General features: G+C 61.6%; 21 protein-coding genes and 1 pseudogene. 10 read left to right on the plus strand and 12 right to left on the minus strand.

Features of this window, described 5'->3' with window-relative positions; all coding sequences use genetic code 11:
- Positions 1–1,834 (minus strand): bifunctional 2',3'-cyclic-nucleotide 2'-phosphodiesterase/3'-nucleotidase (locus ABW043_RS02360; protein ID WP_353919639.1); only part of this gene is annotated, 1,834 nt, incomplete at its 3' end.
- Positions 1,835–2,110: 276 nt separating this feature from the next.
- Here ABW043_RS02360 and ypfJ point away from each other — a divergent pair.
- Together ypfJ and ABW043_RS02370 are read left to right on the plus strand one after the other, a co-directional pair.
- Positions 2,111–3,019 carry a KPN_02809 family neutral zinc metallopeptidase gene (ypfJ, locus tag ABW043_RS02365; protein WP_353919640.1) on the plus strand — a complete coding sequence of 303 codons (909 nt, stop codon included), beginning with the start codon at positions 2,111–2,113 and terminating at the stop codon, positions 3,017–3,019.
- Between the two features lie 79 nt (positions 3,020–3,098).
- Positions 3,099–4,646, plus strand: coding sequence for a glycosyltransferase family 32 protein (locus ABW043_RS02370; protein ID WP_353919641.1), 1,548 nt, complete (start codon positions 3,099–3,101; stop codon positions 4,644–4,646).
- On the opposite strand, the gene ABW043_RS02375 is transcribed toward ABW043_RS02370, so the two are convergent.
- From ABW043_RS02375 to carA, 3 genes are read right to left on the minus strand one after another with little or no spacing between them, the layout of a single operon-like run.
- Positions 4,643–4,957, minus strand: coding sequence for an AzlD family protein (locus tag ABW043_RS02375; RefSeq protein WP_353919642.1), 315 nt, complete (start codon positions 4,955–4,957; stop codon positions 4,643–4,645). The two genes, ABW043_RS02370 and ABW043_RS02375, sit on opposite strands and share 4 nt — an antisense overlap.
- The gene (locus ABW043_RS02380; RefSeq protein WP_353919643.1) at positions 4,954–5,670 is read right to left on the minus strand and encodes an AzlC family ABC transporter permease; all 717 of its coding nucleotides are present in this window, start codon (positions 5,668–5,670) and stop codon (positions 4,954–4,956) included. Before ABW043_RS02380 ends, ABW043_RS02375 begins: the two co-directional genes overlap by 4 nt.
- Positions 5,671–6,876, minus strand: coding sequence for a glutamine-hydrolyzing carbamoyl-phosphate synthase small subunit (carA, locus tag ABW043_RS02385; RefSeq protein ID WP_353919644.1), 1,206 nt, complete (start codon positions 6,874–6,876; stop codon positions 5,671–5,673).
- A gap of 186 nt (positions 6,877–7,062) precedes the next feature.
- Here carA and ABW043_RS02390 point away from each other — a divergent pair, with 186 nt between their 5' ends.
- Positions 7,063–7,521 (plus strand): GatB/YqeY domain-containing protein, encoded by a 459-nt coding sequence (locus tag ABW043_RS02390; protein WP_353919645.1) that lies wholly within the window; start codon positions 7,063–7,065, stop codon positions 7,519–7,521.
- Between the two features lie 39 nt (positions 7,522–7,560).
- Here the strand turns inward: ABW043_RS02390 and ABW043_RS02395 are convergent, their stop codons facing one another.
- The 3 genes from ABW043_RS02395 to ABW043_RS02405 form a co-directional block, all read right to left on the minus strand.
- Positions 7,561–8,172 (minus strand): glutathione S-transferase family protein, encoded by a 612-nt coding sequence (locus tag ABW043_RS02395; protein ID WP_353919646.1) that lies wholly within the window; start codon positions 8,170–8,172, stop codon positions 7,561–7,563.
- A 120-nt stretch (positions 8,173–8,292) separates the two neighbouring features.
- Positions 8,293–9,441 (minus strand): GGDEF domain-containing protein, encoded by a 1,149-nt coding sequence (locus ABW043_RS02400; RefSeq protein WP_353919647.1) that lies wholly within the window; start codon positions 9,439–9,441, stop codon positions 8,293–8,295.
- A gap of 102 nt (positions 9,442–9,543) precedes the next feature.
- Positions 9,544–10,734, minus strand: a complete 1,191-nt coding sequence (locus ABW043_RS02405; RefSeq protein ID WP_353919648.1) for an MFS transporter — start codon at positions 10,732–10,734, stop codon at positions 9,544–9,546.
- 186 nt (positions 10,735–10,920) lie between these two features.
- Here ABW043_RS02405 and ABW043_RS02410 point away from each other — a divergent pair, with 186 nt between their 5' ends.
- A complete protein-coding gene (locus tag ABW043_RS02410; protein WP_353919649.1) occupies positions 10,921–11,481 on the plus strand; it encodes an HdeD family acid-resistance protein in 561 nt (186 codons plus the stop codon).
- Between the two features lie 3 nt (positions 11,482–11,484).
- Here the strand turns inward: ABW043_RS02410 and ABW043_RS02415 are convergent, their stop codons facing one another.
- The gene (locus ABW043_RS02415; RefSeq protein ID WP_353919650.1) at positions 11,485–11,874 is read right to left on the minus strand and encodes a hypothetical protein; all 390 of its coding nucleotides are present in this window, start codon (positions 11,872–11,874) and stop codon (positions 11,485–11,487) included.
- Between the two features lie 58 nt (positions 11,875–11,932).
- On the opposite strand from ABW043_RS02415, the gene dnaG reads away from it, so the two are divergent.
- The 6 genes from dnaG to queF all read left to right on the plus strand — a co-directional run bounded on the left by dnaG (position 11,933) and on the right by queF (position 17,468).
- Positions 11,933–13,870 carry a DNA primase gene (gene dnaG, locus ABW043_RS02420; RefSeq protein ID WP_353919651.1) on the plus strand — a complete coding sequence of 646 codons (1,938 nt, stop codon included), beginning with the start codon at positions 11,933–11,935 and terminating at the stop codon, positions 13,868–13,870.
- 189 nt (positions 13,871–14,059) lie between these two features.
- Positions 14,060–16,117, plus strand: a complete 2,058-nt coding sequence (gene rpoD, locus ABW043_RS02425) for an RNA polymerase sigma factor RpoD (protein WP_353919652.1) — start codon at positions 14,060–14,062, stop codon at positions 16,115–16,117.
- A gap of 10 nt (positions 16,118–16,127) precedes the next feature.
- A complete protein-coding gene (locus ABW043_RS02430; RefSeq protein ID WP_353919653.1) occupies positions 16,128–16,415 on the plus strand; it encodes a DUF2442 domain-containing protein in 288 nt (95 codons plus the stop codon).
- Positions 16,416–16,426: 11 nt separating this feature from the next.
- Positions 16,427–16,720, plus strand: coding sequence for an HlyU family transcriptional regulator (locus ABW043_RS02435; RefSeq protein WP_353919654.1), 294 nt, complete (start codon positions 16,427–16,429; stop codon positions 16,718–16,720).
- A 69-nt stretch (positions 16,721–16,789) separates the two neighbouring features.
- Positions 16,790–17,011, plus strand: coding sequence for a hypothetical protein (locus tag ABW043_RS02440; RefSeq protein ID WP_353919655.1), 222 nt, complete (start codon positions 16,790–16,792; stop codon positions 17,009–17,011).
- Between the two features lie 4 nt (positions 17,012–17,015).
- Positions 17,016–17,468 carry a preQ(1) synthase gene (gene queF / locus ABW043_RS02445; protein WP_353919656.1) on the plus strand — a complete coding sequence of 151 codons (453 nt, stop codon included), beginning with the start codon at positions 17,016–17,018 and terminating at the stop codon, positions 17,466–17,468.
- A gap of 42 nt (positions 17,469–17,510) precedes the next feature.
- Here queF and ABW043_RS02450 read toward each other — a convergent pair whose 3' ends face one another.
- The 4 genes and pseudogenes from ABW043_RS02450 to ABW043_RS02465 form a co-directional block, all read right to left on the minus strand.
- Entirely contained in the window at positions 17,511–18,551 is a 1,041-nt protein-coding gene (locus tag ABW043_RS02450) for an Atu2307/SP_0267 family LLM class monooxygenase (protein ID WP_353919657.1), read from the minus strand.
- A gap of 100 nt (positions 18,552–18,651) precedes the next feature.
- Positions 18,652–19,344 carry a tellurite resistance TerB family protein gene (locus ABW043_RS02455; RefSeq protein ID WP_353919658.1) on the minus strand — a complete coding sequence of 231 codons (693 nt, stop codon included), beginning with the start codon at positions 19,342–19,344 and terminating at the stop codon, positions 18,652–18,654.
- Positions 19,345–19,513: 169 nt separating this feature from the next.
- Complete coding sequence (locus ABW043_RS02460; protein ID WP_353919659.1) at positions 19,514–19,915, minus strand: hypothetical protein; 402 nt, start codon at positions 19,913–19,915, stop codon at positions 19,514–19,516.
- Positions 19,916–20,052: 137 nt separating this feature from the next.
- Positions 20,053–20,242 (minus strand): annotated as a pseudogene (locus tag ABW043_RS02465) (TIGR00645 family protein); the annotation flags it as partial.

Below are 20,242 nucleotides of genomic sequence, written 5' to 3' on the forward strand. Positions count from 1 at the left end.
GCGACCAGTTGCTGTCGGCCTTGGGGTTGATCGTGCCGTTTTCGATGATGAAGCGCACGATGATGTCGCGGTTGGTATCCGGGCCCTTGAAGACGATCACGTCCGAATTGATGTTCGGGAAGGTGCCGCCGCCACCGGCGCGGTAGTTGTTGGTCGCGACCACGAATTTCTGGGCCGGATCGATCGGCTTGCCGTCATAGGCGAGGTCGATGATGCGATTGGCATCGGGGTTCGGCTCTTCCTTGCCATCCGCGGAGTATTTTGAGGGCTGGGTGAGGTCGATCTTGTAGGTAACGCCGTCGATCACGTCGAAATTGTAGGACGGGAAGTCGAGGTTGATGAGTTCGGCGTCTTTGGCGCCTGCCTCGATCTGGTTGAAAATGCCGGCCGAGCGTTCGAGCCAGTTCTTCACATCGGCGCCGGTGATGACAACGGCCTGGATGGTGTTGGGATAGAGATAGAGGTCGGCAACGTTCTTGATCGCCACCGGGCCGACGGGGACGTCGGTGTAGTAGTCGGGGCCGCCGCGGCCACCGGACTTGAAGGGGGCGGCAGCCGAGAGGATCGGCAGGCTCTCGTTTTCCGTGCCCTTCATCATCTGCTGGATGTACCAGGTCTGGGCCTGGCTCACGATCTGGACGGACGGATCGTCAGCGACGAGGGCGAAGTAGGAGTAAAGCGGAGCCGAGGTTTCGCCGACGGCGCGACGGATATAGTCGAGGGTTTCCTCGTGCTCGTCGGTGACTTCGGAGATGATGTCGGCTTCGTCTTCGACGAGGGCATTCACCTTGCCTTCGACGCGCTCGAAGATCGGGCGGGCTTCGGAAGTGTGCGAGGCAATGGTCCACTTGCCGTCGGCATCCTGCTCGAGCAGCAGGTCGATGAGGCCCATATGGCTGCCCCAGAAGCCGGGCATGACGGCGGGCTTGCCGGCAAGAGTGCCAGCTTCGATATCGACGCCTTCGATGCCTTCATAATCCGGACCGGGGAAGACGAGGTGCTGGTGGCCGGTGAGCACCACGTCGATGCCTTCGACGGCAGCGAGCTGCAGCGAGGCGTTTTCGGCGCCGGTCGTCTGGCCGGCAGCAATGCCGGAGTGGGAGAGGGCGATAATGATATCGGCGCCTTCTTCCTTCATCTTGGGCACATAGGCCTGAGCGGTTTCGACGATATCGCGGGTGTTGACCTTGCCGGTCAGGTGCGTCGCATCCCAGGTCATGATCTGGGGCGGCAGGAAGCCGATGAGGCCGACCTTGATGGTCTTGGTGGCGCCGGCGCCGTCAGTCAGTTCCTTTTCGACGATGCGATAGGGCAGGACATAGGTTTCGTCGCTGAGCGCATCGGCCGCGAGCTCGCCGCGCACGAGATTGGCGGAAACGAAGGGGAATTCGGCGCCTTCGAGGGCCTTGTCGAGGAATTCGAGGCCGTAGTTGAATTCGTGATTGCCCAGAGTCGCGGCTTCATAGCCGAGCGTGTTCATGGCGGCGATGATCGGGTGGATATTGCCGTCGAGGCCCTTTTCGTAGGCGATATAGTCGCCCATCGGGTTGCCCTGGATGATGTCGCCATTGTCGAGCAGCATGGAATTGCCGGCTTCGGCGCGAATGCCTTCGATGAGGGTCGCGGTGCGCGCCAGACCCATCGTGTCGTTGGGGGCGTCGGCATAGTAGTCATAGGCGAAGACCGCGACGTGCAGGTCGGTGGTCTCGATGATGCGCAGATGCGCCTGGTTCGCTTGCGCCTGAACGGCGAAGGGGTGCATCGCAGCTATTGCTCCTAAACTAGCGGAGCCGGCGAGAAAGCTACGGCGAGAAATCTTTGGAAGAAAATTCATCGAACGTCTCCAAGTGAAATGCCATGTGCGCCTGGGGCCGAAATTCCCGCGGGGCCGGCTGATCCGGCTTCTCAGGCGCTTCCTCTCCCGGGAAGCGGCCCCGACATGCCCGCGTTCGGTGACGGTGGCATGACGGCGGCGGGGAGACGCTATGTAGTTTTTACCGAATGGTCAATTTATGACAGTTCGATGACGGTGGCCTTTTTGGCGCCGCGTGCAACTTGTTCCAATTGTTGCGGCTTGTTGCTACCACAGACGTGAATATGGAGGGCCGTCATGAAGTGGCGTGGTCGGGAACGCAGCAGCAATATCGAGGATCGTCGCGGAGAGGCGGGCGGTTTTGGCGGGCCTTCGCTAGGACGTAGTGGTGGTATTCGCATCCCCATGGGCGGTGGCTCGCGCGGGGGTATCGGCGGAGTCATCGGCATTATCGTGGTGCTTGGCATCATCTGGATGGTGACGGGGCAGAACCCGCTGGATTCGCTGAATGATGGCTCGGGCACCACGACTTCGAGTGCGTCATCGCAGCAGCTTCCGACCGAAGGCCAGGATGAACTGGTCGATTTCGTCGGCGTGGTGGTCAAGGAAACCGAAGATCTTTGGACCGAGGTTTTCGCCAGCGCGGGCGAAGATTATCCCGAACCGCCTGTGGTGCTCTTCAGCGGCCAGACGAATTCCGGCTGCGGAGTGGCCGATGCGCGAACGGGGCCGTTCTATTGCCCGGTCGATTCCAAGGTTTATATCGACCTGACCTTTTATGACGAACTGCACCGCAAGTTCGGCGCGCCGGGCGATTTTGCGCAGGCCTATGTGCTGGCGCATGAGGTCGGGCACCATGTGCAGAACCTCACCGGCGTGCTGCCCGAATTCAACCGTCGGCGCCAAAGCATGAGCCAGGAACAGGCCAATGCCTATTCGGTGCGGGTCGAATTGCAGGCGGATTGCTATGCAGGCGTTTGGGCCAATTATGCTGGGCAGCAGAACCTGCTCGATTCCGGAGACATCGAAGAGGCTTTGAACGCGGCGGAGCAGATCGGCGACGATACGCTGCAGAAGCGCATGCAGGGCTATGCAGTGCCCAAGACGTTCAACCACGGTACCTCGGCGCAGCGCCAGACCTGGTTTGAGCGCGGCTACCAGTCTGGTGATCCTAACGATTGCGACACGTTCTCCGGGAACATCTGAAGATAGCCAATGCCAGATGGGTAGCGGGGGGCCATAGGGTTCGCTAAACCGGGCGGGTAGTTACTCGTCCGGCCGGCTCATGATCCCGAAGATCCTTCATTTTACTTGGAAATCCGAACAGCTTCCGCGCCAGATGCAGGCCTATTACGACGCCTGGCGCCGGCTGCATCCGGACTGGGATGTTCGACTGTGGACCGACGAGACGATGCGGGCCTTTGTGGCGGAGACCTATCCGGGTTTCATCGCCACATATGACGCCTATCCCAAGATGATCCAGAGAGCGGATTCATTCCGCTATCTGGTGCTTGGGGCTTTGGGCGGCGTCTATGCCGATCTCGATGTCGAACCTTTTCAGTCCATCGAAGGACTGCTGCAGCATGAGTGCTTTCTGGGCATCGAGCCGCTGGAGCACATATTTCCGGATCGCCATCACCAAGGCGTGCCGTTCCTTCTGACCAACGCCTTCATGGGCTCGGTGCCAGGGCACCAGTTGTGGAAGGACATCATTGCACGGATGCCGAGCCTAGTTGGCCTTGAGACTTTTTATGCCACCGGGCCGTCGATGGTTACGGCGGCTGTGCTCCGGCTGCGGAAGAAAGATCGTCCGACCTTGTTGTCGCCGATGGTCTGGTCCCCGTTGCTATCCGATGGGCGCAACACGCGCTCCGATGCAGAAGCCATTGCTTTGCTGGAGCCGGTCGGGACGGTTGTCCCCGCTACGGGCGGCTCGCTTGTTTCGCATGTCTGGATGACGACTTGGGTGCCTTGGCACAAGCGAGCTACTCGATTGGCCCCAATCGTGCAGGTGCCTACGGTCATCAAGTGGGCGTGGAGGCGGCTGGTAAATCCTGCGCTGGCCAAGGTGGTCATTGCCGATCCCCTTCAGCTCTACATCAATCAGGCGATCGTTCTCGAGGAAGACCGGCCGAAGGTGCACATTGCGGTGCGTCTCGGCGACCGGTCGATGTCGCCGGCCCTGTTGCGGGCGCTCATGGCGCTCGATTATCCGCCGGATCGGCTAACCTTTGCGGTTCATGTTTCGACCAGTGCGGACGTGGAAGGGTTGGTGGCGACACTGGCAGGGAGCGGGCTGCGTGCGGATGTGGTTCAGGGCGATTTCGCGTCTCCGGCGGCGAGGGACAATGCCATTCTGGACGGCCTTGCGTCCGATGCTGCTCACGTCTTGCTGGTGGATGGAGATGTGAGTGTCATTCCATCCCAAGCGATCCAGCGCATGTTGGGCGCGGGACTGCCGGTGACATCAGCCAATGTCGTCGATGCGACCGGTTCGCCGGCCGATGACCAGCTCTTCCGCTATGAAAAAGGTGCGCCTTTCAAGGTGCTCTACAAGGACGGCGGGCGGGACGGCGCGGTGCGGCGCGACAAAGGTTTCCGCACGTATCTCGGCTATCAGAAGGCTTTCGCGCTGTTGCCGCTCGACGGGGCGGGGGAGAGTTTTGTTCTCATAGCGCGCGCGGTTGTCGATGCGGGCGTGCGCTTTGCCGAGACGCCCTACAAGTTGCATCTTGGCGCTGAGGCCTTTGGCATCATGGCGCGGGACAAGGGTTTCGAGGTTGGTGGACTGACCGAGCTTGAAGTAGTGCGGCAGACGCCCAGCTCGGCCTAGAGCCCGAAGGCGTGACGGCAGAGCATGGCGGTGGCCCAGCCGGCGGCCAGCATGATCAGGCCGGGATATTTGAGGCTGACGACCAGCGCCACCAGCATGGCGAGCTTGATGTCGAGGCCGCCGTTGAAGAAGGCGGGGGCGCAGAGCGTGGTCAAAACCGCGGCAGGAACTGCGTTGAGCGCGGCTTCGAGGCGCGGCGGAATGCTGCTCATGCGGGTGATGAGCACGTAACCGCCGACGCGCGTCAGATAGGTGGCGGCTGCAGCGGCGATGATCAGCCAGGCCGTGGCGGGATCTAGGGCAAAATTCATGAGTGCCCGGCCTTCGCGGTCTTGGTGCCGGATGCCTGCGGCAGGGGCATCAGCGCGGCGACGAGAACGCCGAAGGCGGCGCCGATACTCACATGCCAGGGCGAGCCCACCAACTGGTAGCCCAGGACGGAGCCGATGAAGCTGGCGATGACGACGGGGTAGAAGTTGGGCTTGCGGCGGAAGCCGACGACGATGCCGAGGAAATAGAGCGGCAGCAACACGTCGATGGCCCAGACGCGGGGGTCGCCGATCATCGAACCGAAGGCGGCGCCGATGATGCTGAAGACCAGCCAGGGCACGTAAATGACCGCGGCGAAGGCGAGATACCATTCGAGCGTGATGGTCTTGCCACTTTCGGCGCGACGCACGGTCTCGGCAAATTGCGGATCGATCAGCACGAAGAAGGCAAGGAGCTTCTGGCCCAACGTGAAATGGGTGAGGTAGCGGGTGAGGGCGGCCGAGTAGAGGACGTGGCGGAAATTGACCGCGAAGATCGAGAGCACGACCAGCCAGGCGGCGACGTGCTGGCCGAAGAGTTCGATGCCGACGAGTTGGCTGGCGCCGGCATAGACGGTGGCGCTCATGAGCGCCACTTCGGGAAGATTGAGGCCGTTGTCGACGGCAACAGCGCCGAACAGCACCGCGAAGGGGGCGGAGGACAGCGCAACGACGGCGCCGCCCCTGAGGCCTTCAACGATCTCGCTGCGGTTCATTTAAGCCGCGGGGGCCTTGTGTTCGGGCCATTCGGCAATGCCCTTTTCCTTGCGCACCAGATTGAGGAAGCGCGTGAAAAGGTAGTGGCTATCCTGCGGGCCGGGGCTGGCCTCGGGGTGGTACTGCACCGAGAAGATCGGCTTGCCATCGACCGCGAGACCGGCATTGGAGCCGTCAAAGAGCGAGATGTGCGTCTGGGTGACGCCGGCCGGCAGGTTTTCGGCGTCCACGGCAAAGCCGTGGTTCATCGAGGTGATTTCAACCTTGCCGGTGGTCAGGTCCTTGACCGGGTGATTGGCGCCGTGGTGCCCCTGATGCATCTTGCTGGTCGTGCCGCCGAGGGCGATGCCGAGCAGCTGGTGGCCAAGGCAGATGCCGAACATGGGCTTGCCTGACTCCATCAGCTTCTGGATGGTCGGGACGGCATACTTGCCGGTCGCGGCCGGATCGCCGGGGCCATTGGAGAGGAAAATGGCGTCGGGATTGTGCGCGAGGACGTCGGCCGCCGAGGCGGTGGCAGGAACGACGGTGACCTTGGCGCCCTGATCGGCGAGGCAACGCAGGATGTTGCGCTTGGCGCCGTAGTCGATGGCGACGACGTGGAAGTCCGGGTTTTCGACCTTGCCGTAGCCCTTGTTCCACTGCCAGCTCGTCTGGTCCCAGTGGTAGGTCTGGGCGGTGGTGACTTCCTTGGCGAGGTCGAGGCCCTCAAGGCCGGGGAAGGCCGTCAGTTCGGCCTTGATCGAGCCGTCGTCGAACTGGCCAGTGGGCTCGTGGGCGATGACGCCATTGGGCATGCCGTTTTCACGGATGAGGGCGGTCAGGGCGCGGGTGTCGATGCCGGCAATGCCGATGATGTTGCGCTTCTTGAGCCAGGCATCGAGCTTTTCGGCAGCGCGATAGTTCGAGGGATTGGTGATGTCGGCCTTGAGCACGACGCCGCGTACACCCGAAAGGGCGGCCATGTTCACCGTTTCAATATCTTCGTCGTTGGTGCCGACATTGCCGATATGGGGGAAGGTGAAGGTGATGATCTGGCCGGCATAGGAGGGGTCGGTGAGGACTTCCTGGTAGCCGGTCATTGCCGTGTTGAAGCAGACTTCGCCGGCCGCGTGGCCGACTGCACCAATGCCATGGCCCTCAAGGCGCGTGCCGTCAGCCAGAATAAGAACTGCGGTCGCGGGGGATTGCTGCCAGCCGGTCACGGTCGGTCTCCATGCTTGGTTCGTCGGGTCGCGCGCCAAGGAAGCGGCGAGAAGCCGCTGCGAGGTTTGCGAGGTATGTCGGTTGAGGCCTCCTCTTAGAAGGCCAAGCCGCGGAGCGCAAGTAGCGCGTCCAGCGTTTCATGCCTATATGGGGACAACAAATTGCATGGCAAGGAGCACATCAAGATGCGCGAAACGATCAGCGAAGGCCTGAAAACTGCCCTCAAGGCCCGCGACCAGCGGAGAACCGCGACTTTGCGCGCCATCAATGCGGCCATCAAGGACCGCGATATCGCCAATCGCGGCGATAGCAAGGGGCCGGCCACGAATGACGAAGTTCTGACCATCATCCAGAAGATGGTGAAGCAGCGCGAAGAGAGCTTTGCGATCTATGCGCAGGCTGGCCGCGCCGACCTCGCGACGGTGGAAAAGGAAGAGATCGATATTCTCAACGAATTCCTGCCCAAGCCGCTGAGCGAAGAAGAGGTTGCCGCTGCTATCGAGGCTGCAATCGTGTCGAGCGGTGCCGAGGGGCCGAAGGACATGGGCAAGGTGATCGGGGTGCTGAAGGCAAGCTATCCGGGCCGTATCGACTTCGGCAAGGTGAGCGGGCAGGTGCGTAACGCGCTGGCAGCCAAGGGCTAAGGATTTTGGCGGGAAGCCTGGGGCTTCCCGCCAATTTCGTCAGGCGAGGCCGGCAAAGGGGTCGCGCCAGGCGTCGATCTGATTGAGGCGCTCGTGCCACGCCCGGATATTGGCATAGGGCTCAAGAGGAATCAGTCCGCGTTCGGCAAATGGCAATGACGAGGCCACGCGGAAATCGGCATAGGTGAGCCTGTCGCCGACCAGCCAATCGCGTCCTGCCAGAGTTGAATCAAGAATCGCGGCGAAGCGCTTGAAGTCGTTGGTGGTCTCTTCGACGACGCCGGGGTCTGGGTCGCCCATGAACGATCGCGCGGTAAAGTTGTGCCAGACCAGCGCTGCGCCAGCATTGGTGAAGTGGTGGGCGCTCCAACTCACCCACATCATCATTTCGACGGCGTGTTCATCGGGCCAGAACGCGCCACCCGCGAGGCGCGACAGGCGCAAGGAAATCGCATCGGCTTCCCAGAGCGGCTTGCCGTCTTCGACCAGCAAAGGCGCAAGTGAATTGGGATTGAGCGGCAGGAATGCCTCGCGATCGGCGCCCATGGGCTCGTAACGGACAAGTTCGACCGGCGATTTCAAATGGCGCGCCACGGCCACGGCCACGCGCGGATTGATGTTGTGGGTATAGTAGAGCGTTCTGTCGGCCATTGCTTTCCTCCTGGCAGAAACCGGAAGCGGTCTCGTTTGGTCGATCGCACATCGACCGGACAGTGGCGCGACGCATGCGCTGAATGCGGTTCGACTATTTTTCCGAGAAATTTTTCGGCGCTAGGCCACCAGCCGCAAGCTGGCGAGCCGGACTTGGTTTCGGCCGCCATTCTTGGCCTGGTAGAGGGCCGCGTCGGCGCGGTTGAGCAGGGCCGAGAAGTCCTCGTCTGTCGCGGGCATGGCAAGGCCGATGCTGACCGTGGCAAAGAGGCCTTTGTCATCGATGGCGAGGGCGAGATCGGCGAACGCCTTGCGGATGCGCTCGGCGATGGTTTTCGCCGTTTCCTGGTCGATATCGGTGAGGACGACGCAGAATTCCTCGCCGCCGATGCGGGAGGCGACGTCACCGCGGCGGATTTCCTGGCGCAGGACATCGGCAAAACGCTGCAGGACACGGTCTCCCTGGGCGTGGCCGAAGCGATCGTTGACCTGCTTGAAATGGTCGAGATCGAACATCAGAACGGCGGTGCTGTTCGGTTGGCTTGACGCACCGAAGCGGTCGAAAAGGGCGCGGCGATTGAGAACGCCAGTCAGGGAATCGGTATTTGCCTCAGTGTGATGGCGGTGGGCGGCGCGGGCATAGTGGAGCGTCAAAGTCAGCGCGCCGATGCCGGTGAGGCCGACCAGCGACATGATCGAATTGAAATCTTCGGCCCAGTTCTTGGGGGGCTCGGTGGTTACCCAGCGGCCTTCGAGCAGGAGAACAGCGCCGCAGGCGAGGAATGACGACGCGGTGATGCAGTAGAGAATCGCATTGGCGTTGAGGGCCACATGCGGGTGATCCTTGCTGCGCCAATGTTCGATGGCGCAGAGCACAAGAATGACGGCAGCGAAAATGTTGAGCAGCGCCGTTCCAAGGCCAGTCAGCCCCATGAGGAAGGGAATGGCGATAGAAATGACGGAAATCGCGCCAACGATGAGCGGCGGGCGATGGCTCGTCGACATGTCCCTGAAGCGGCGCGCGCCCGCATAGATGAAGCTGAAGCCGATGAGGATCAGCGTATAGGGCAGGAAGTGCTGGGCGTAGCCGTAGGCGCCGTTGCGCAGGCCCATGAGCATGACGGCGAAAACCACCATCCCCATGCCGATGGCGCCAAGCACGAGATAGGTCTCGGAGCGGGCATTGAGCCAGCCAATCAAAAGGGCGACCAGCAGCGATGCGCTCGAAAACGCTATGCCAATCAGCAATGTGGCATTGTCGATGACCATTCGAGCACCCGACGCTATGGCCCCTATTAGCGGCCAAAGATACAACGCTCACTTACAGAGAAGCTGCAATTGTATCCATCGGTGATCACATTTTCTGGTGATCTATTCTGCGGCCACGGCAGCGGGGGCCGGAGGTAAGGCGCCGGTGCTGCGATCCCAGAGGCCTGAGCCGATGGCAATGGCAGCGGCGAGAGCCGAGCAGATGCCGCCGATGAGCGGCAGGAAACCGTAGCTGAGACCCGAATCGATCACGTTGGCGCCGAGGATGGCGCCGATCGCGATGCCGATATTAAAGCCGGTGGGGATGAGGGCGGATGCCAGGTTCGGCGCGTCGGCGGCCCAGGCGAGAACGCGCGACTGCACCGGCGAGCCGAAGGCGAAGTTGACGCCGCCCCAGAGGATCGTCGCGACGGCCATGACGATGGGGTAGGGACTGACGAAATAGATGGTGACGAACGTCACTGCCTGCAGGGCCAGGATGGCAACCAGCGAGGGCATGAGTTTCCAGTCGGCGAGACGCCCACCGATAAAGACGCCAATGGTCGAGCCCACGCCATAGAGCAGCAAAACCCAAGGCACGACGCCGGTTTCGATGCCGGTGACGTGGGTCAGAAGCGGGGTGATGTAGGTAAAGAGGCTGTACTGGCCGATCATCACCAGGATGACGATGAAGAGCGAGGCGACGATCTGTTGGCGGCCGAGTACCTTGAACTCGCGCATGAAGCTGCCGGAGGTGGTTTCCGACGCGGCATTGCGGGGCAGGAACACGGCGACAGCCAGTGTCGCGAACAGGCCGATGATGCCCACGGCCCAGAAGGTGGCGCGCCAGCCGAGCATATTGCCAATGGCGGTGCCGCCGGGCACGCCGAGAATGTTGGAGACGGTCAGGCCCGAGAGAATCAGCGCCACGGCAAAGCCGCGCTTGTCGGGCGAGACGATGCTGACGGCCACGATGGCAGCGATGCCGAAATAGGTGCCGTGCACTACTGAAACCAGCACGCGAGCCAGCATCAGCAGTTCGAAATTGGGAGCCAGGGCGCAAAACACCTGGCCGAGAATGAAGACCCCGCCCAGCAGCAAAATCAGCGCCTTGCGGGTCATTTTCTTCGTCGCTACGGCAAGAAGCGGGCCGCCGATGGCGATGCCGATCGCGTAGCCGGAAATCAGATAGCCAGCGACGGGAATGGAGACGTCCAGCCCCGCAGCGACATCGGGCAAAATGCCGGCGATGACGAATTCGGCCGTGCCGAAAGCGAAGGCTGCAAGGAAGAGGGCGATGAGGGGCAGGGACATGTCAGCAACCGCCGTCGCGGCCTCAATTGGAGCCTGCTCATTTCACAGGGGCTCAACTGGCACAATCCATATTTTGCCCCGGCCACTATAGAAAAACTATACCCGCGTATGGCTGGCGCCAATGGATTGGTGGCGCTAGACTTATTGTGCTGGAAGGGCCTCTTCGGCCCGATGGAGGGCACAAGAATGACGGTTTCATCCCAGACGAAGCGGCGCTTTGCGGCGGCGACAGCCTTGCGCGGACTGTTGATGCTGCTGGCGGGTCTCTATGCGATCATTTTCCCTGGCGACGCACTCACGGTGCTGGTGCTGTTCGGCGGCATCCTGCTGATCATTGACGGTGCCCTGGGTCTCTGGAGCCTGACCTTTGGGGGCGGCAAGAGCGGCAATTACTGGTTCGACATCATCGCCAATGCAGCGTCGCTGATCCTGGGCATACTGTTCTTCATCCAGCCGTTCATCGCGACAATTTTTACCGCGACCTTCTTCGGCACCATCGTCGGCCTCGCCGCGCTCTTCGTGGGCGTAATGCAGATCGTCGTGGTGGTGCGGGAGCGGGAGAGCTATGCGCGCATTTGGCCGGTGGTCTTGTCGGGCGTGTCCTATGCGCTGCTCGGGCTGGTGTTCCTGTTCTTCCCGGTGCTGACGGCCGCGGTAGGCATGGTCATCGGCGGCATCCTGCTGGTGTTCTTTGCCATCGGCCTTTTCGGCTGGGCCTGGCGGCTCTATCAGGCCAGCAAGGCCTGAAACTTACCTGTAGGTGACGGTGACGCCGGCGACGCTGGCGTCATCGCGCAAGGCGGTGATCCCGGTCGGTCGTGTGATTTCGATGGAATCGGCCGCCAACCACCTGGCGGAAAGATCGGCGTCGGCACCTATCGAGAAGAAGCTCGCAGCATCGAATGGAACCTCTTCTCCCGGCGGCACTAGGGCGGCCTGGGTGTTGGGTTCGTGGTTGCCGCAATCGCGCGAAAAAACCACCAGATCGAACTGCTGGTCGGGCGAGGTCAGGCGTTCCTGCTCATCGATGGTGCAGGCTGGCACGAGGTCGCCGACGATCCAGAGCGTGGCGCCGATGGCAATTGCGGGGAGAAGGGTGAAAGCAAGCAGCACCGGGACTGGCATCTTGGCGCGGGGCATGGCTGTGGAAAAGCTCCTGGCTGATGACTTCGGCTCAGGGAGTGCTTAGGTAGCACCTATGCGCTTTTCCGATCAGTTCCTGGAAGAAATCCGTCAGCGCCTGCCGATTACGCAGGTTGTGGGCGAACATGTGCTTTGGGACAAGCGGAAATCGCAACCGGGCAAGGGTGATATGTGGGCCTGCTGCCCCTTCCACGCCGAAAAGAGCCCGAGCTTTCATGCCGATGACCGTCGCGGCATCTACCATTGCTTCGGCTGCGGGGCGAGCGGCGACCACTTTCGGTTTTTGACCGAGAAGGCCGGGATGAGCTTTCCCGAAGCGGTGGAGAAGCTGGCTGGTATGGCCGGTGTGCCGATGCCGGCGCGGGATGAGCGTACGGAGCAGCGCGAGGCGGCGCAGAAGGGCCTCGTCGAGGTCATGGAACTGGCCGCGAAATATTACGAGGCGGCGCTTTCGCACAATATTGGGGCTCGGGCCCGAGGTTATCTCTTCGATCGCGGCGTGTCGGCAACAAGCCAGACCCGATTCCGCGTTGGGTTTTCGCCCGATAGCCGCAATGGGTTGAAGGAGCATCTCGCGGCCAACGGGGTTTCGGCGCAGGCCATGCTCGATGCCGGGCTTGTGACGAGCCGCGATGACGATCCGCTGACCTATGACCGGTTCCGCAATCGCGTCATGTTTCCAATCACCGATTTCCGTGGGCGGATCATTGCTTTTGGCGGCCGAGCGCTGAGCGCCGACGTGCCGGCCAAGTATCTCAATTCGCCCGAGACCAGTCTCTTTTCCAAACGCCAGACGCTCTACAATGGGCAATCGGCCCGGGCGGCGGCGCGGGACGGGGCCACGGTCATCGTGGTGGAGGGCTATCTCGACGTGATCGCCGCGGTGGCGGCGGGCTTTGAGGGCACGGTGGCGCCGCTGGGTACGGCGCTGACCGAAGAGCACCTGCAACTGCTCTGGCGCATGGCCGAGGTGCCCGTGCTCTGTTTTGACGGCGACAAGGCCGGTCTCAAGGCGGCGGAGCGGGCCATGGACCTGGTGATGCCGCACTTGAAGCCCGGCCAGACCGTGAAGATCGCGACGCTGCCGGAAGGGCAGGACCCGGACGACCTGATCAAGGCGCAGGGGCGGCAGGCTTTTGCCGACGTGATCGACAAGGCGCGGAGCCTGTCGGACATGCTGTGGAGCCTCGAGACCGGCGGGCTAGTGCCTGAGGCGCCTGAAGAGCGGGCGGCTTTGCAGGCGCGTCTTCGCGAGCGAGCCAATTCCATCCAGGATCAAACGGTCCGCTTTCACTATCAGCAGGCGTTTGATGAAAAGCTGAAGGCTTTCTTCGCGCCGATCCGGCAGGGCAGGGATAACCAGCGCGGTGGTGGGCGGCCTGGCTATGGCAAAAGTGGCGCCTATGGTTTCCCATCGCGCGGTACGCCGCGTTCGGTCGTTTCAGATACCCTGCGCAATTCTCGTCTGGTGCGGGGTGGGCCTGGTATAGAGACGACGCCTCGCGAGGCGACGATCATCCAGACGCTCGTGAACCATCCCGCCCTCGTCGAGGACAAGTTCGAAGTTCTGGCGGCGCTCGACTGCGAAACGCCGACGGCGCAGAAGGTTTTGAGCGACATCCTGGCGCTCGCTGTACGGCACCATGATATTTCGGCGCCCGATATGCAGGCGGCCCTGGGGGCGCGGGGTCATGGACCGATTCTTGATCGGATGGCGGAAACTTTGGTGCGCCAGGGCGTTTGGCAAGTGGGGTCCGATACCGCACTGACCGATGCCGAAACCGGATTAAGTCATGCGCTGGCCTTGCATAACAAGAAAGTTCAGCTAAATAGGGAACTGAAGGCAGCCGAAGCGGCGCTGGGCGAAGACCCGAGCGATGAAACCTTTGAAAGGCTGCGAGACATCAAGAACCAGATTACCACTGTCGATGGCACTGAGGCATTGATCGAAGGATTTGGTTCGCTATCGGGACGCGCGACTCGCAGTTTTTAGAGGACTTCTCTAAAGACCGGCGAAGACGCGCGATTTTGCATATGGCGAAGTTCGTCATTGCGTCCCGGAGCGGGCCATTGTGAACTGGGCGTGTTAACGCCTTGGTTACCAAACCTTTACCTTGTCTTGAGCCGACACCACCTATGACAAGTCCGGCGCCCGATGCCCACGGGTCCCGAGGAGTAGCATATGGCCACCAAGGCAGCGAACAAAGCCAGCAAGGAAACCGAGAAGCCCGAATCCGGGGCTCCGGAGGCCTCCAATGACAGTCCCCTGATCGACCAGAACGATGCTGCGGTCAAGAAGCTGATCAAGGTCGCCAAGAAACGCGGCTATGTTACCTATGAAGAGCTGAACGCTGTTCTGCCTGCGGACGAAACAAGTTCCGAGCAGATCGAAGATTTCATGTCCATGTTCTCGGAAATGGGCATCAACGTCGTCGACGAAGACGAGGTCGAAGAGACCGAAGTCGAGAAGGACGAAGACGAAACCGGCAATGAAGTTGCGCCCTCGAGCGGCACGGCTCTTGCCAATACTTCAAATACAAAATCGGGCTCTGACCGTACCGATGACCCGGTGCGCATGTATCTGCGCGAAATGGGCTCGGTTGAACTGCTCAGCCGCGAAGGCGAAATCGCCATCGCCAAGCGCATCGAGGCCGGTCGCGAGACCATGATCGAAGGCCTTTGTGAATCGCCGCTGACGTTCCAGGCCATCATCATCTGGCGCGACCAGCTCGCCGAAGGCGAAATTCTGCTGCGCGACATCATTGATCTCGAAGCGACCTATGCTGGCCCTGATGCCAAGCAGGCTGCCCCGGAAATTCCGGTGGCGCCGGCGCGTCATGAGCCCGAGGTGGTCAAGGCCGCTGCAAAGCCGGCGCCGCGCCGCTCGACGTCGTCTGACAGTGACGATGACTATGTGCCCGAAGAGCCGCAGGCACCGCAGGACCCGGTCGAGGACGACGACGACGAATTCGACAACGCTCTGTCGCTTTCGGCCATGGAAGCCGAACTGAAGCCGCAAGTCGTCGAGACCTTCAACCGCATCGCCGAGGCCTATGGTCAGATGCGCGCGATGCAGGATCGTCATGCCGTCGATCGCACGGCGACCGTTTCGGACGCTGAATCCAAGAAGCTTGGTTCGCTGCGCGCTGACGTGATCACCGACGTGAAGTCGCTGTCGCTGAACACCAGTCGTATCGAAAGCCTTGTCGAGCAGCTCTACGACATCAATAAGCGCCTCGTGCGTCTTGAAGGTCGTCTGCTGCGCCTGGCCGAGAGCTATGGCGTCAAGCGCGAAGTGTTCCTGCAGAACTACTATGGCCGCGAGCTGGACCCGACCTGGGAAACCGGACTTGAAGGTTTTGACGGCAAGGGCTGGGGCGAATTCGCCCGCCGCGAAGCTGATACCGTGCACGATATCCGTCACGAGATCGCTACGCTTGCCACCGAAACCGGCCTCGATATCGCTGAGTACCGTCGCATCGTTCACAAGGTGCAGAAGGGCGAGCGCGAAGCTGCAATCGCCAAGAAGGAAATGGTTGAGGCCAACCTTCGCCTCGTGATCTCGATCGCCAAGAAATACACGAACCGCGGCCTGCAATTCCTTGATCTTATTCAGGAAGGCAATATCGGCCTGATGAAGGCCGTCGATAAGTTCGAGTATCGCCGCGGTTACAAGTTCTCGACCTATGCGACCTGGTGGATCCGTCAGGCGATCACCCGCTCGATCGCCGATCAGGCGCGCACCATCCGTATTCCGGTGCACATGATCGAGACGATCAACAAGATCGTCCGTACGTCGCGCCAGATGCTGCACGAAATCGGCCGTGAGCCGACGCCGGAAGAGCTCAGCGAAAAGCTTCAGATGCCGCTCGACAAGGTCCGCAAGGTCCTCAAGATCGCCAAGGAGCCGATTTCGCTCGAGACGCCAATCGGCGACGAAGAAGATTCGAACCTCGGCGATTTCATCCAGGACGTGAATGCGATTCAGCCGATCGATGCGGCGATCCAGTCCAACCTGCGTGAAACGACCACTCGGGTTCTGGCCTCGCTTACACCGCGTGAAGAGCGTGTGCTGCGCATGCGTTTTGGTATCGGCATGAACACCGACCATACGCTCGAAGAAGTCGGCCAGCAGTTTTCGGTTACCCGCGAACGTATTCGTCAGATCGAAGCCAAGGCGCTGCGCAAGCTCAAGCATCCGAGCCGCAGCCGGAAGCTCCGGAGCTTCCTCGACAACTAGGAGCGGCCCCATGGCTGCTCTCCGCCTCAAGGTCACGGCGATCCGCGCCAGCGTTCCGTTCAAGCTGGCGGTGACGTTTTCCGACGGCACGCATGGCGCCTTCAACGCGGCGTCCATGCTGGCCGAACGCGGAGAAGGGACCGAACCGCTGCGCGACCGGGCTTTCTTCGCCAAGGTTGGTCTCGCCAACGGCACGCCGACCTGGCCGAACCATTTTGACATCTCCCCGCAATGGCTGCAGGAGGAGATGGAGCGGCGGGGCGAGCTTGTGCGCCCAAGGCCGCTGCGACGCATCTGAGGGAGTAGCCTATGTCGTTCTGGAAGAAGCTTTTTGGTGGTGGCAGCGCTGAGGACAGTGCACCGGCCGGCGACAAGTCGCTCGGCGAAGAGAGCTACAAGGGCTTTCTGATCAAGGCCATCGAGATGCGTGCGGGCAGCGAATACCAGTTGGCCGGCACTATCGAGAAGGACGTGGGCGGCGAGCTCAAGACCTACAAGTTCATCCGCGCCGATCGCATGGGCTCCAAGGACGACCTCGTGGCGCTCGCGCTGAGCAAGGGGCGCCAGATTATCGATGAGCAGGGCGAAGGCATCTTCCGCTAAGCCAGGTTCGAAATGTTGCTAGACCGCGGGCCAATCGGCTCGCGGTCGTGTTTTTGAAGGATTGCCATCATGGCCAAGAAGCCCACAGCCCGCAGTGAATTCGTGATGTTCGATATCGTCTATGAAGACGGCTCGCAGCGTTCCAACCGCAAGGTGGATGCCAACCTGCTTGGCGGCCTTGATGGCGACGAGCCGGCTCGTGCGGCTATCGAAGAGCAGGACCGCGCGATCTCGGAAAAGTCCGGTCAGCCGCCGCTGGCGATCAAGTCGATCAAGCGTTCGGGCAAGTAAGACGATGAACTCGGAGACCCTGCAGCTTGGCAAGGATGTCGGCGTGCCGCAGCGTCCCGAGGATGCCGTGCTCGACCCTGTGCCCAATCCGCATCCGGACGTGAACTATGTGGCGCGCTATGTCGCGCCCGAATTCACCTCGCTGTGCCCAGTGACCGGCCAGCCCGACTTTGCCCATCTGGTGATCGACTATGTGCCGGATCAGTTTCTGGTCGAGTCCAAGTCGCTCAAGCTGTACCTTACCTCGTTCCGCAATCATGGCGCGTTTCACGAAGGCTGCACCATCGACATTGCCAAGCGCATTGTCGAGACGATCAAGCCGCGCTGGCTGCGGATCGGCGGCTATTGGTATCCGCGCGGGGGTATTCCGATCGATGTGTTCTGGCAGACGGGCGTGCTGGCCGAGGGCACATGGGTGCCGGACCAGGGCGTGCCGCCTTATCGCGGTCGCGGTTAGCTAAAGAAAAAGGCCCATCCTCGGATGGGCCTTTTTGCTTTCTCAGGCGCCGAGGGCCTTGTCGATGGCTGGCTTCACCACCGTACCGTAAAGCTCGATGGCTTTCATGACCTTGGCGTGGGGCAGGGTGCCTACGCTGAGCTGCAGGCCAAAGCGGTCGTGCTTGAACCATTCATGCTGCAGCAGGATCTTGTCGATCACTTCCTGCGGGGAGCCCATGTAATAGGCGCCCTCCGGAGTGGTGCTGGCTTCGAACTGGGCGCGAGTGCCCGGTGGCCAGCCGCGCTCGGCGCCGATGCGGCTCATGGTGGCGTTGTGGGCCGGGAAGGCGACGTCGCGGGCGTCCTGGCTGTCTTCGGCGATGAAGCCGTGGCCGGAAATGCCAACTTTGAGCAGCGAACTATCATGCCCGGCCTGGGTACCGGTCTGGCGATAGAGGTCGACCAGCGGCATGAACTGGCGCGGGCGACCGCCAATGATGGCAATCATCAGGGGAAGGCCATAGTAGGCAGCGCGGGCGACCGAGTTGGGCGTGCCACCGACGGCGATCCAGAGCGGCAGGGGTTTCTGGACCGGCTCGGGATAGACGGCAATGCCGGGAATGGGGTTGGTGTGCTTGCTGCCGGCCCAGTTGACCTTGCCGCCCTTGCGCAGCTCGAGCAGCATTTCGAGCTTTTCTTCGAAGAGATCGTCGTAGTCGTCGAGGTCGAGCCCGAAGAGTGGGAAGCTCTCGATGAAGGAGCCTCGGCCGGCCATGATCTCGGCGCGGCCATTGCTGATGAGGTCGAGGGTCGAGAACTGCTGATAAACGCGGACCGGGTCTTCGGAGGAGAGGACGGTCACCGCGGTCGAGAGGCGGATTGACTTGGTGCGCGCAGCGGCGGCAGCAAGGATGGTTACCGGGGACGAGGCGACGTAGTCCGGGCGGTGATGCTCGCCGAGGCCGTAAAAGGCGAGGCCAAGCTGGTCGGCCAGCTCGATTTCTTCGATCAGGTCACGCAGGCGCTCGGCCGGCGACTGCAGATGCCCGCCGTTGAGCGGGTCGGGGGTATTTTCAGCAAAGGAATAAAGTCCGAGTTCCATGGCGTTCTCCTTGCGCGAAGAGATGGCGGCCGACGCTGCCAGTCGCAAGAACGCACATGGGTGATACCGCGCGCTTGCGCACGCGGTATCATATCAACAATCAGACATTGCTGCCCGAGGGCGTGTAGGCCCATGGCTGCGGCGGCGTTGGCGCAGGCAGCGGTGCCTTTTCGCCGGCGGCCTTGTGGATTTCGGTGATGAGCGCGGGGTCAAGGCGTAACTTGGCGGCCAGCGCTTCGAGATAGGCCTGCTCGGCTGGGGTATCGGCGGTGATGGCGACGAGGGAAGCGGCGTAGATCTCGGCCGCATGCTCGGGCGTATCGGCGCGGGAGACGACGGCATTGATGTCGAGGGGCGTCGAGAGCTCGTCAAACACCCATGCCTTCTCCTCGGCGGAAAGCGGCATGGTCTTGAGGCGCTCGAAGATGGCGTCCTTTTCCTCGGCGTCGATACGGCCATCGGCCTTGGCAGCGGTGATCATGGCGCGGACGAGGGACTTGCCCAGATCCTCCTGCGCCGCTTCATTACCGGCGGGCGGAATGAACGCGTCTTCGCGCGGGGCAGCGGGTTGCGCCGCGCCGGTCTGTTTTTCCTGATAGGATTGCCACGCCTTGTAGGCGAGACCGCCAACGGCAGCGACGGCGCCGAGCTTGGCGGCATTGCCCAATAGCTTGGTCGGCTTGCCACCCGAAAGCAGCAGGCCGGCGGCAAGGCCAGCAGCACCGGTCATTGCCGTCCGCTGGGTATTCGGATCGGTCTGAATGGCCTTGATGATCTGGTCAATATTGAACATGGACGCTCCCTTTCTGGATTCCCTTGGAGATGGGTATTGGACACATCGACCGCAAGCCTTCTGCGGGACGCGGACATGCGACAAAACGGCAAGAAAAAGCCCCGGTTGCTAAGAACCGGGGCCCGGGAAGCCTCGATGGGAGGGATCGAGGCTCTAGGGATTGGAGATGTTAAGCGCCGGGAGTGGCGGCCGGTTCAGCGGCGGGAGCCGGGGTGGCTTCCGGAGTTGCTGCCGGGGCATCAGCCGGAGCCGGAGCGGCTTCCGGGGTAGCAGCAGGGGCTGCATCAGTTGCCGGAGCCGGGGCTTCGGTCATGGGGGCCACTTCAGGGGTGGCGGCCGGAGCTTCGGTCATCGGGGCCGGAGCCGTTGCGGGGGATTCCACGGCCGGGACGCCGTTGACGTCAACCGAGGTGGACGGGCCCGAATTGGCCGAGAACACCAGGTAGCCGATGGCCAGCAGAGCGAGGGCGACGATAATGCCCACGAACCAGCCGGTTCCGTTGCTTTCACGGGTATAGACCGTGCGGTTGCCGTCGTTGGTATAGATAGTATCACGTTCTGGGGTAGCCATTGGATGCTCCTTAGCAAGTGAATTCTGGCTAAAGAACGCACCCTCTTCAGAGTCGGTTCCCTATTTCGTGATCACAAGGGCCAATTCAATTGTGGCACGAAAAAGATCCATTGGTATCAATTGGATATACTGGTCCCTCAGAGGTCCGGAGCTTTGTCCTTGTCACCCTTTTTCGAAATTTTGTCGATCAGGGCGAGGAAAAGAGCCGACAAAATGAAGGTCACATGCAGGATCGTGTACCAAAGAATGTGGTCATTGGTGTACTGCGGGACGTTCAGGAAAATCTGTAGCAGGTGGATCGAGGAGATGGCGACGATGGTCGATGCC

It is taken from the genome of Devosia sp., from assembly GCF_040509215.1.
In the GTDB taxonomy this organism is placed as follows: domain Bacteria; phylum Pseudomonadota; class Alphaproteobacteria; order Rhizobiales; family Devosiaceae; genus Devosia.